Genomic DNA, 9,937 nt, shown 5'->3' with positions numbered 1-9,937 from the left:
AGATCACGCTGTACAGCAGCGCGCCGAGAATCGCCGACCCGAAGCTGTCCACGTGGAAGCCGCTCACCAGTTGCGCCACCAGCCAGAACATCAGGCCATTGATGACGAAGATGAACAGGCCAAGCGTCAGCACGGTAACGGGCAGCGTCAGCAACAGCAGCAGCGGGCGGATCAGGGTATTCACCAGGCCGAGCAAGAGGGCTGCAACCAGGGCGGCGCCGATGCTTGTGACATCGACGGAATGYATCAGGTAAGGCACGGCAAACAGGGCCGCGGCATTGATTATCCAGGTAAGGACCAAACGCATTTTTGGAAACCTTGGAAGGCTGGTGTCCGGCACGATGTGCCGGACACCGGGTTGGGCCTATGGCTGCGGATGACCGCAGCGGCGCCGATTAGTAACGATAATGTTCAGGCTTGTAAGGGCCTTCGACCTTCACGTTGATGTACRCGGCCTGCTCTTCGGTCAGAGTGGTCAGCTGCGCGTTCAGCTTCTTCAGCTGCAGGCGGGCGACCTTCTCGTCCAGGTGCTTCGGCAGGGTGTACACGCCGACCGGATACTGCTTGGTGTTGGCGAACAGTTCGATCTGCGCGATGGTCTGGTTAGCGAAGGAGGACGACATCACGTAAGACGGGTGGCCGGTGCCGCAGCCCAGGTTCACCAGACGGCCTTCCGCCAGCAGGATGATGCGCTTACCGTTCGGGAAGATCACGTGATCCACCTGCGGCTTGATGTTCTCCCACTGGTACTTCTTCAGTGCCGCAACGTCGATCTCGTTGTCGAAGTGGCCGATGTTGCAGACGATGGCCTGGTCCTTCATCTTGAGCATGTGCGCTTCGGTCAGGATGTGGTAGTTGCCGGTGCAGGTCACGAAGATATCGCCGTGTTCAGCAGCGTAATCCATGGTCACCACGCGGTAGCCTTCCATTGCAGCCTGCAGAGCGCAGATCGGGTCGATCTCGGTAACCCAGACCTGTGCGGACAGGGCGCGCATTGCTTGCGCGGAACCCTTGCCCACGTCGCCGTAGCCGGCGATCACGGCGATCTTACCAGCCACCATCACGTCGGTTGCGCGCTTGATGCCGTCCACCAGGGACTCGCGGCAGCCGTACAGGTTGTCGAACTTGGACTTGGTGACGGAGTCGTTCACGTTAATTGCCGGGAAGGCCAGCTTGCCTTCCTTGTGCATCTGGTACAGGCGGTGCACGCCSGTGGTGGTTTCYTCGGTCACGCCCAGGATTTGCGGCAGACGCTTGGAGTACCAGGTCGCGTCCTTGGCCAAGTGGGCCTTGATGGAGTTGAACAGGCAGATTTCTTCTTCCGAGCCTGGATTGGCCAGCACGGAGATATCCTTCTCGGCGCGGGCGCCCAGGTGCAGCAGCAGGGTTGCGTCGCCGCCGTCGTCCAGGATCATGTTGGAGTACACGCCTTCACCTGGCCATTCGAAGATGCGGTGGGTGTATTCCCAGTATTCGTCCAGGGTTTCGCCTTTCACGGCGAACACCGGAGTGCCTACCGCGGCGATAGCGGCAGCAGCGTGGTCCTGGGTGGAGTAGATGTTGCAAGACGCCCAGCGCACTTGCGCGCCCAGTGCTTCCAGGGTGCGGATCAGCACCGCGGTCTGGATGGTCATGTGCAGCGAGCCGGTGATGCGCGCGCCTTTCAGCGGCTGAGCAGCAGCGAATTCTTCGCGGATGGCCATCAGGCCAGGCATTTCGGTTTCCGCGATCTTGATCTCTTTTTCGCCCCAGGCAGCCAGRCCGATGTCGGCGATGATGTAATCGTGGGAATCTTTGAGTACGGCGTTCATCACGCCCTCCTTTCATTGGTTGAAAAAAGTAACGTGAGCGCGGTGTTGAAGTTCCGAGCCTGGCAAACCTGAACGGTCCGTCGCAGCGCTCCTCGGGGGTATGGATTGTAGCACGATCCCAGTGCCGAAAAACTATGGCATACTGCCCAAGTTATTTTTTTTGCATCGCGCACAACGACTATGACCGGACTGACTGCCGCACCACAGCTGTTCCTGAAATTTGCGCGCTGGCGCATGCGCAACTCGCCGCATAACGGAACCGGGCAATTTTCGGCAGCGGATGTTGCCTCCGCCCTCTACACCGGCATTCTAGGCAGAGCTCCCGATGCGCATGGCCTGACCAATTTGACGCAGGCATTTGAATTGGGCAAACCGATCGATGAGGCGATGCAATCGATGATTGGCTCCAGCGAATTCAGCATGCGCATGATTCGCCAGCTTATTCCTGGGCGCGAGCTGCCCGATCTCACGCAGCTGTATCCGGATCGGTTCGTGCGCGAAGATTCGCTCGCGGGTGTTCCCATGGTGCTCTATAACGCTTTCGAAGACGCCGATTTCAACTTCATGGAATCGCTGATCGTGCGCCACCGCTACTACGATATGCCCGGTGTTTGGGGTGCGGGGATTGGCCTGGACCAGCACGTCACCGCCGCTATCGCGCAGGGACTGGGCGCACGCAGGTGCATGGAAATCGGTTGCTTTACGGGCGGTGTGCTCAGCTTGCTGGAGCAAAGCGGCATTGATGTGACCGGGCTTGATGTCAGCCATCTAGCATTCATGCTGGCATTCCCGAACGTGCGCGACCACATGATTTTTGGCGACCTGCTATCGGCACCCGTGTCCGGCAAGTTCGACGTGGTACTGGCGATGGACATYATCGAGCACCTCAATCCCGTCAAGTTCGACCTGTACCTGGCGCGGCTGGCTGAGCTGATTGACGAGGACGGCTACTTCTACCTCAATTCGCCGATGTTCGGCTCAGACGAAGTGTTTGGACAGGACTTCGAAATCTATGTCCGCTCGTGGCTGGAAAGCGACAACGGCTTCTTCCGCCAGCTCGACTGCGATGAAAAAGGCTGGCCCAAGCACGGCCACCTGGTGTGGGCCACACCGCAATGGTGGGAAGAGCGCATGGCCGCACACGGCCTGGTGCGCGATCGTGAGATCGAGCGCGCCGTGCATGCCGAGCTGAAGGAATATTTCGAGTTAAGTCCTGCCCGCCGCAGCCTGTTTGTGCTGAAGCACGCCCACAACCGCCGCAACAGCGCCGATGTCGCGAAAAACATGCGCGCCAGACTGGCAGCCATCCCCGGCCTGGCACGCTAAGCGCTATGGATCAGGCCCCGGGTCAGACCCTTGGGTCTGACCCGGTCTTAGGGTTTTACTTCAAGCCGGCAGCCGCGCGCAGGACGCCTGCCTTGTCGGTACGCTCCCAGGTGAATTCCGGCTCTTCGCGGCCGAAGTGGCCGTAGGCGGCGGACTTCTGGTAGATCGGGCGCAGCAGGTCCAGCATCTGCACGATGCCTTTCGGACGTAGGTCGAAGTGCTCGTGCACCAGTTCTGCGATTTTCTCGTCAGAGATCACGCCGGTGCCTTCGGTGTACACGGTGATGTTGATCGGACGTGCCACGCCGATCGCGTACGACACCTGCACCTGGCACTGGCGCGCCAGACCGGCGGCCACGATGTTCTTCGCAACGTAACGGGCGGCGTAGGCAGCGGAACGGTCCACTTTGGACGGGTCCTTGCCGGAGAAGGCGCCTCCGCCGTGCGGCGCTGCACCGCCGTAGGTGTCGACGATGATCTTACGGCCGGTCAGGCCGCAGTCGCCCTGTGGGCCACCGATCACGAAACGGCCGGTCGGGTTGACCAGGAACTTGGTGTCCTGCAGCCACTCGCGCGGCAGCACCGGCTTGATGATGTCTTCGATCACCGCTTCTTCGATGTGCTTGTGGGTCATTTCCGGCGCGTGCTGGGTCGACAGCACCACGGTGTCCACCGACACCGGACGGCCGTTCACGTAGCGCAGGGTGACCTGGGACTTCGCATCAGGACGCAGCCATGGCAGGCGGCCATCCTTGCGCAGCTGGGACTGGCGCTCCACCAGACGGTGTGCGTAGTAGATCGCAGCCGGCATCAGTTCCGGGGTTTCGTCGCAAGCGTAGCCGAACATCAGGCCCTGGTCGCCGGCGCCCTGGTCCAGGTCGATACCGGCGCCTTCGTCCACGCCCTGAGCGATGTCAGGAGATTGCTTGTCGTAAGCCACCAGCACGGCGCAACCTTTGTAGTCGATGCCGTATTCGGTGTTGTCATAGCCGATGCGCTTGATGGTTTCGCGGGCGATTTGAATATAATCCACGTTCGCGTGGGTCGTGATTTCGCCGGCCAGCACCACCAGACCGGTGTTGCACAGGGTTTCAGCAGCTACGCGAGCTTTTGGGTCTTGCGCCAGGATGGCGTCGAGGATGGCGTCCGAAATCTGGTCCGCGACTTTGTCGGGATGGCCTTCGGAAACGGATTCAGAGGTGAACAGGTAGTCATTAGACATCGCAAGCTCCTTAGTTTTGTTCAAATAACATTGTCGCAAAACTAACACAGCTTGCGACGCTTTAGCGAAATTTATATTCCGCCTCGCAAGTTGTCTGATTAACTCGGCGGTTCATACCTAACGTGGTATTTTACGCTTCTTAAAAAATTTTTGGCTAGAGCAACGCTAGCTTTTGCTCTTATAAACATATTCATGCTGTTACGCATTTTCCGTTTCTTTTCAATATTTCCCTTGCCTGTTCTGCACGCACTCGGCGTAGGGCTGGGCTGGATAGTTTATGCGCTTTCCCCCTCTCATCGCCGCCGCATGCAGGCTAACATGGCCCAAGCCGGCTTTTCCACACATTTGCACCAGGCTGTATCCGAAGCGGGTAAAGCCATCGCCGAATTGCCATTTATCTGGTGCGCAAATCCCGACCGCGTGTCGCGCAGCGCCAACATCGAAAATTGGGAACTGGTCCAAAAGAATCTGGATGCCGGCCGCGGCATTGTATTTTTGACTCCCCACCTGGGCTGCTTTGAAATCACGGCGCAGGAAATCGCCCACCGCACCGAGCTGATGGTGATGTACCGTCCGCCGCGCCAGGCTGCCCTGAAGCCGCTGGTCGAAGGCGCCCGCGCGCGCAAGAATCTGCTGCTGGCGCCGGCCACGATGAGCGGCGTGCGCCAGCTGGCCAAGTTTTTGAAGAAGGGCCAGCCGATCGGCCTGCTGCCCGACCAGGTGCCGCAGGAAGGTGAAGGCGTGTGGGCCGACTTCTTCGGCCGCAGCGCTTACACCATGACCCTGCCGGCCAAGATGGCGCAGCTGGGCGATGCGGTGGTCATCATCGTCTACGCCGAGCGCCTGCCGTCCGGCAAAGGCTTCACCGTCCGTTTCGTGCCTTTCGAAGGTTCGCTGGAAGGCGACACTGCCGCCCAGGCCCGCTCCATCAACTCCGAAATGGAAAAGCTGATCGCGCGCTGCCCTGCCCAGTATTACTGGAGCTATAACCGCTACAAGGTGCCGGCCGGCGTGGCCGCACCTTCGCAGCAGGAGGCGGCATGAAGCTTCTGCTGGGTTTCATGTGGCTGATGCACTGGCTGCCTCTGCCGGTCCTCGGCCGCCTCGGTAACGGGATCGGCTTCCTGCTGTTCTACATCATGACGCCGCGCCGCAAGATCGCCCTGATCAATCTGCGCCTGGCCATGCCGGAAATGTCCGAAGCCGAACGCCGCAAGTTGGCGCTCGCTCACTTCCAGGCGTATTCGCGCAGCGTGCTGGACCGCGGCATCCTGTGGTGGGCCTCCGAAAAGCGCCTGCGCCGCCTGATCAGGATCGAAACCAGCGCCGGCATGCCGCCGGGTGAAGTTCCCGTTGCGCTGTTGACCGGAAAACCGACCATCATGCTGTGCCCGCACTTCGTCTGTCTGGACGTGGGCGGCGCTTCGATTGCAATGGAAGCGAGCGCTTCCTCCATGTACGCGCCGCAGAAGAACGCGGTGTTCGACGAGCAGCTGCGCGCTGGCCGCGCCCGCTTCAAACCGGTCAAGCTGTTCACCCGCAACGACGGCATCAAGCCCATCCTGCGCGCGATGAAAGAACATCTGCCCTACTTCATGCTGCCCGACATGGACTTCGGCGAAAAGGACGCGGAATTCGTACCCTTCTTCGGCATTCCCGCCGCCACGTTGACCGCCACGGCCCGCATTGCAGCGGCGGCCGGCGCGCAAGTGGTGCCGGTAATTGCTACTTTCCTGCCAAATTATCAAGGCTGGCGCGTCAAATTCTATCCGGTGTGGGAGAATTATCCTGGTACCGATATGGTGGCCGCCACCCGCCGCATGAACGAATTCATCGAAGAGCGTGTGCGCGAGGCGCCAGCGGAATATTTTTGGACGCACAAACGATTCAAGACGCGTCCCAATGGCGAACCGTCCTTCTACTCAGATATCAAATGAAGCTCAAATTCACCAAGATGCATGGCGCTGGCAACGACTTCGTGGTCATCGACGCCATCAATCAGCAGATCGACTTCTCGCCTGAACAGTGGAAATCCCTGGCCGACCGCCGTTTTGGCGTGGGCGCGGACCAGATGCTGGTGGTCGAAAAATCCGCCGTGCCCGGCTGCGATTTCCGCTACCGCATTTTCAATAACGACGGCGGCGAAGTGGAACAGTGCGGCAATGGCGCGCGCGCGTTCGTCAAGTTCGTATCCGAAAAAGGCCTGACTTCGGCGCGCAAGATTTCAGTGGAAACCTTGTCCGGCGTGATTGCGCCGCGCCTGGAAGATGATGGCAGCGTGACCGTGGACATGGGTGCGCCCGTGCTGGAACCGGCGCTGGTGCCGTTTGATCCGGAAGGCCTGCAGGGCCGTGCGCAGGGCCGCGATACGCTGTGGCCGCTGGTGCTGGAACTGGGCGGCAACCGCGAGACGGTGGAAGTGTCGACTGTCTCGATGGGCAATCCGCATGCCGTGCAGGTGGTGGCGGATGTGGAAACCGCGCCGGTGGAGCTGACCGGTCCGCTGATCGAACATCACACCCGCTTCCCCAAGCGCGTGAACGCGGGCTTCATGCAGGTCATGAACCGCCAGCACATCAAGCTGCGCGTGTTCGAGCGCGGCGCGGGCGAGACGCTGGCTTGCGGCACGGGCGCTTGCGCGGCCGTGGTGGCGGGCATCCGGCGCGGACTGCTCGATTCCCCTGTGCGCGTGGATGCCCGCGGCGGCCAGTTGTCGATTGCGTGGGCGGGCGAAGGCGAGCCGGTGTATCTGACCGGGCCGGCCGTCACCGTCTTCGAAGGCGAAATCACGGTCTGAGCGATGGCGGATCAATGATCCGTCCTACGCTGCTACCGTAGGGCGGGTCATCGACCCGCCGATTCATGCGGCGGCGAGTTCGTCGCTGACGGCGGACATGACCCAGGTCTTGAAGCGGTACAGCCGCTGGCGGTAATTGCCTTCCGGCCCGGCGGGACTGCAGTCCACCTGCTCGAACAGGCGCACGATGCGATCGAGCGCCTGTCTTTGCTGGGCGCTGCGCACCAGCACCAGGCGGCGCTTGCTGCGCCCGTARTAGGCGCGAATATCGACCACCAGGCAATGGCCGTGGTCGGCCGTCTTCACATCCAATAACAACGCTTCAGCCCTGGTCAGCCGGAACATCGCGGCCAGCTCGATGCGCGCCGCCAGCAAAGGCTGGCTGGACAACAGCTCGCGCGTGAGCTGCGGCAGCAAAGATTCCGCCCAGCCCGACGGCTCCGGCGACGGCGCAATGCGTTGCAGCGCCGCTTGCGCCTCCGCACTGCCTTGCGCGGCCGCCTTCTGCAGCCAGTACGCTGCCTTCACATCGTTCTGTTCATCGCCGCGCCGTGCACGCCAGGCGTGGATGCCGCACTCCAGCTGCGCGCCGCTGTGGCCCATGTCGGCCGCGCGCTCCAGACAAGCCTGGGCATCGCGCAAGCTGCGCTGGGAAAATTCGGGGCGGGTATAAATACGCGACATCGCGAACCACGCATCCGCTAGGCCCTGCTCGCCCGCACGCGCCAGCCAGCGCAAGGCGCGCTTGAAGTTGACCGTGCTCTCGCCGGGATCGACGCGGTCGCCATCCGTGTTCATGCGCGCCAGCGCCAGCCCGAGCGCCAGCTGCGCCGTGCGGTCGCCGGCCTGTGCCGCTTGCTCGCGCTGGCGTGCCAGTTCGGCGTCCGAGACGTCCTGCGGCAAAGCGTGTGCGTCGATGCCCGTATCCGCCAGCCGCTGCGGCGCTGGCGGCGCTGGCGCGGCGACAGGCTCCAGCCGCGCCAGCAAGTGCTGGGCGCGCGGCCCCGGCTGCTTCGCCAGCAAGCCGTGTGCGATGCCGCGCCATTCCGCCTCGCCTTCCAACGCCGGGCCGGGCTCCAGCAGCAGTTCGGCCAGCACAAGCAGCGCCTGCAATTCGCCCGCCGCGGCCGCGCGCGCATACAGCGGCAGCGCGAGATCGCGGCAGTTCCTTGCATGTTCAAAGGAAATGTGGCGGCCGACCAGTTGCCAGGCTTCGGTCATGCCCTGCCCGGCGGCGCGGCACAACCAGTGCAATGCCGTCGGCGGGTTGCGGGGCAGGCTGGCGCCGCCGAACAAATACAGCTTGCCCAGCGCCAGTTGGCATGAAGCGTMTCCCGACCGTGCCCCCCTGATAATAACTAGCTCTTCACGATTCGCCATCGTTCCACTAACTATTCCGGTTCCAAGAAAAGGCTGCAGTCCAGTGTAGCGATGCGCCTGTTTGTATGACGCATACAACTCACTGTTTCTTTGATTTATGACAAATGTGACAGCCCCAGCTTTCGGCTACCTTACATATCGGAAATTAGAGGTTGAAGTGGCCACATGAGCAGCCTGTTRAGCGTTTCAAAAATACAACAAGTTCGGACAATTCCGTCGCTTTAGACCAATAAGCGTGACCATAATCGACCAATACCGCGCGGTTGACGAAGCCTCGCATTAAGGTTTCTTCATCCGAGTGTATGAGACGCACGTGGATCTGACCGACATACTTATAAAGGAAAGAACGATGAAGAAATCCTTAGTGGCCCTGGCCTTGATGGGCGCCTTCAGTAGCGCAGCTTTCGCACAATCGTCCGTCACTATCTATGGCACGCTGGATGCCGGTATCAATAAGACCACCAATTCCGCCAACACTGCCGTCCTCGAAGGCAAACGCGACAACAACAAACTGGGCTTCCGCGGCGTGGAAGATCTGGGCAGCGGTCTGAAGGCGCTGTTCCAGCTCGAAATCCGCTTCGAGCCTGATACCGGCACGATCGAAGGCGTGTCGCGTCCGCTGTTCCAGGGCCAGAGCCGGGTCGGCCTGCAGGGCGGCTTCGGTACCGTCCGCCTGGGCCGCGCTCTGACCGCGCTGCAGGAAACCACCATCGCCTACGAACCCTGGTCCGGTATGCCGAACCAGGCCGGTTTCCAGACCGACCTGATGGTTGCAGGCTACCGCACGGCATTGGCCGGCTCCGGTTCCGACCCGCTGGGTGTGGCCGGCAACTCCGGCAACCGCTTCGCCAACGCAGTCTGGTACAACACGCCCGTCTGGAACGGCTTCCAGCTGAACCTGAACTGGGCCGCCAAGGAAAACAACGGCCTGGCGACTGCCCTCATCGGCCGCGGCACAGCTGCCGCGCCGCAGTATCCGGTCGGCTCCCTGGCGTCCGCCAACCCTTACTCCGTCAGCGCGACCTATACCGACACCGGCAGCACCCTGCCGCGCTACTCGGTCTATGTGGGCGCCGAGCGCAACGCGGTGGAAGTGAAATGGTGGTCGGTCGGCGCCTTCTATCGCCCGATGCCGGACCTGAAACTGATGGCCAGCTACGGCAAACAGGACCTGGGCCATATCGTCGCCGTCAACGACACCATCGATGCCTGGGTGCTGGGCGCCAACTATAACCTGGGCCCGGGCAAGATCCTGTTTGGCTACGGCCAGAAGAAGCCGGATGGCCAGCTGAAGACCAAGCAAGTGTCGGTCGGCTACGAATACAACCTGTCGGCCCGTACCTATCTGTACATCGACCTGTCGCAGAAGAAGATTCCGCTGACGGTGACCTCGACCGACAC

General features: G+C 61.4%; 9 protein-coding genes and 1 riboswitch. Of the genes, 5 read left to right on the top strand and 4 right to left on the bottom strand.

The features are described from left to right. Window positions 1-307, bottom strand: a 307-nt coding sequence (locus AB4Z11_RS12030; RefSeq protein ID WP_442025483.1) for a phage holin family protein, incomplete at its 3' end; no start/stop codon positions are given. Between the two features lie 88 nt (window positions 308-395). Then, on the bottom strand, window positions 396-1,811 hold the full coding sequence (gene ahcY, locus AB4Z11_RS12025; RefSeq protein WP_442025482.1) for an adenosylhomocysteinase: 1,416 nt from the start codon (window positions 1,809-1,811) through the stop codon (window positions 396-398). A gap of 30 nt (window positions 1,812-1,841) precedes the next feature. Beyond that, a riboswitch (S-adenosyl-L-homocysteine riboswitch) is annotated at window positions 1,842-1,909 on the bottom strand. 82 nt (window positions 1,910-1,991) lie between these two features. Between ahcY and AB4Z11_RS12020 the strand changes: the two genes are divergently transcribed. Next, window positions 1,992-3,137: a class I SAM-dependent methyltransferase gene (locus tag AB4Z11_RS12020; protein WP_442025481.1), complete on the top strand. Its 1,146-nt coding sequence runs from the start codon at window positions 1,992-1,994 to the stop codon at window positions 3,135-3,137. A gap of 55 nt (window positions 3,138-3,192) precedes the next feature. On the opposite strand, the gene metK is transcribed toward AB4Z11_RS12020, so the two are convergent. Then, a complete protein-coding gene (gene metK, locus AB4Z11_RS12015; protein WP_442025480.1) occupies window positions 3,193-4,359 on the bottom strand; it encodes a methionine adenosyltransferase in 1,167 nt (388 codons plus the stop codon). A gap of 192 nt (window positions 4,360-4,551) precedes the next feature. On the opposite strand from metK, the gene AB4Z11_RS12010 reads away from it, so the two are divergent. The 3 genes from AB4Z11_RS12010 to dapF are packed head-to-tail and all read left to right on the top strand — an operon-like array spanning window position 4,552 to window position 7,156. Continuing rightward, entirely contained in the window at window positions 4,552-5,403 is an 852-nt protein-coding gene (locus AB4Z11_RS12010; protein WP_442025479.1) for a lysophospholipid acyltransferase family protein, read from the top strand. Then, a complete protein-coding gene (locus tag AB4Z11_RS12005) occupies window positions 5,400-6,296 on the top strand; it encodes an LpxL/LpxP family acyltransferase (RefSeq protein ID WP_442025478.1) in 897 nt (298 codons plus the stop codon). The genes AB4Z11_RS12010 and AB4Z11_RS12005 overlap by 4 nt, the downstream gene beginning before the upstream one ends. Continuing rightward, on the top strand, window positions 6,293-7,156 hold the full coding sequence (dapF, locus tag AB4Z11_RS12000; RefSeq protein ID WP_442025477.1) for a diaminopimelate epimerase: 864 nt from the start codon (window positions 6,293-6,295) through the stop codon (window positions 7,154-7,156). Before AB4Z11_RS12005 ends, dapF begins: the two co-directional genes overlap by 4 nt. 63 nt (window positions 7,157-7,219) lie before the next feature. On the opposite strand, the gene AB4Z11_RS11995 is transcribed toward dapF, so the two are convergent. Then, window positions 7,220-8,536 (bottom strand): tetratricopeptide repeat protein, encoded by a 1,317-nt coding sequence (locus tag AB4Z11_RS11995; RefSeq protein ID WP_442025476.1) that lies wholly within the window; start codon window positions 8,534-8,536, stop codon window positions 7,220-7,222. 349 nt (window positions 8,537-8,885) lie between these two features. Between AB4Z11_RS11995 and AB4Z11_RS11990 the strand changes: the two genes are divergently transcribed. Further along, window positions 8,886-9,937: porin (locus AB4Z11_RS11990; protein WP_442025475.1), on the top strand; the 1,052-nt coding region annotated here is incomplete at its 3' end.

Source organism: Pseudoduganella sp. RAF53_2 (assembly GCF_052113985.1).
In the GTDB taxonomy this organism is placed as follows: domain Bacteria; phylum Pseudomonadota; class Gammaproteobacteria; order Burkholderiales; family Burkholderiaceae_D; genus Rugamonas.
Note: the sequence above shows the minus strand (reverse complement) of the source record. Positions and strands in the feature narration are given on the sequence as shown.

Coding starts and splice junctions, on each gene's coding strand:
- AB4Z11_RS12005 (WP_442025478.1), top strand. CDS start 5,400: ATGAAGCTTCTGCTGGGTTTCATGTGGCTGATGCACTGGCTGCCTCTG.
- AB4Z11_RS12010 (WP_442025479.1), top strand. CDS start 4,552: ATGCTGTTACGCATTTTCCGTTTCTTTTCAATATTTCCCTTGCCTGTT.
- metK (WP_442025480.1), bottom strand. CDS start 4,359: ATGTCTAATGACTACCTGTTCACCTCTGAATCCGTTTCCGAAGGCCAT.
- dapF (WP_442025477.1), top strand. CDS start 6,293: ATGAAGCTCAAATTCACCAAGATGCATGGCGCTGGCAACGACTTCGTG.